At 71.0% G+C, this 794-nt stretch carries 1 protein-coding gene; it reads left to right on the top strand.

Features of this window, described 5'->3' with window-relative positions; all coding sequences use genetic code 11:
• Positions 1–794 (top strand): sensor histidine kinase (locus ADL22_RS14560; RefSeq protein ID WP_079064122.1); only part of this gene is annotated, 794 nt, incomplete at both ends.

The raw sequence follows: 794 nt of genomic DNA, 5'->3' as shown, positions 1-794 counted from the left end.
TACGCGATGGCGGGGCGGGTGCTGTCGCCGCTGGGGCGGATCACGCGGACCGCGCAGCGGGTGGCGGGGTCGGATCTGCACCGGCGGATCGAGCTGGGGGGTCCGGACGATGAGCTGAAGGAGCTGGCGGACACCTTCGACGAGATGCTGGACCGGCTGGACCGGGCGTTCGAGTCGCAGCGGCGGTTCGTCTCCAACGCGTCGCATGAGTTGCGGACGCCGCTGGCGATCAATCGGACGCTGCTGGAGGTGCAGCTGGCCGATCCGCAGGCGCCGCCGGAGGTGCAGCAGCTGGGGCGGACGCTGCTGGCGACCAATGAGCGCAGTGAGCAGCTGGTGGAGGGGTTGCTGCTGCTGGCGCGCAGTGAGAACAAGATCGTGGACAAGCGCCCGGTGGATCTGGCGGAGGTGGCCTCGCAGGCGCTGGACCAGACCCGTCAGGAGGCGCAGGGCAAGGGGGTGAAGCTGCGCGGGGTGCGGCAGCAGGTGTTCGTGCAGGGCAACGGGGTGCTGCTGGAGCGGATCGCGCTGAATCTGGTGCAGAACGCGGTGCGCTACAACGTCCCCGAGGGCGGCTGGGTGGAGGTGACCACCGAGCCGCAGCCCGGATGCGCGGTGCTGGTGGTCTCCAATACGGGCCCGGTGGTGCCGGCCTACGAGGTGGAGAACCTCTTCGAGCCGTTCCGGCGGCTGCGCACCGAGCGGACCGGCAGCGACAAGGGCGTCGGCCTGGGCCTGTCCATCGTCCGCTCCGTCGTCCGCGCCCACGACGGCACCATCACCGCCGTCCCCCG

The organism is Streptomyces sp. NRRL F-4489 (assembly GCF_001509485.1).
Taxonomy (GTDB): domain Bacteria; phylum Actinomycetota; class Actinomycetes; order Streptomycetales; family Streptomycetaceae; genus Streptomyces.
This window is presented reverse-complemented; position numbering and strand designations above follow the sequence as displayed.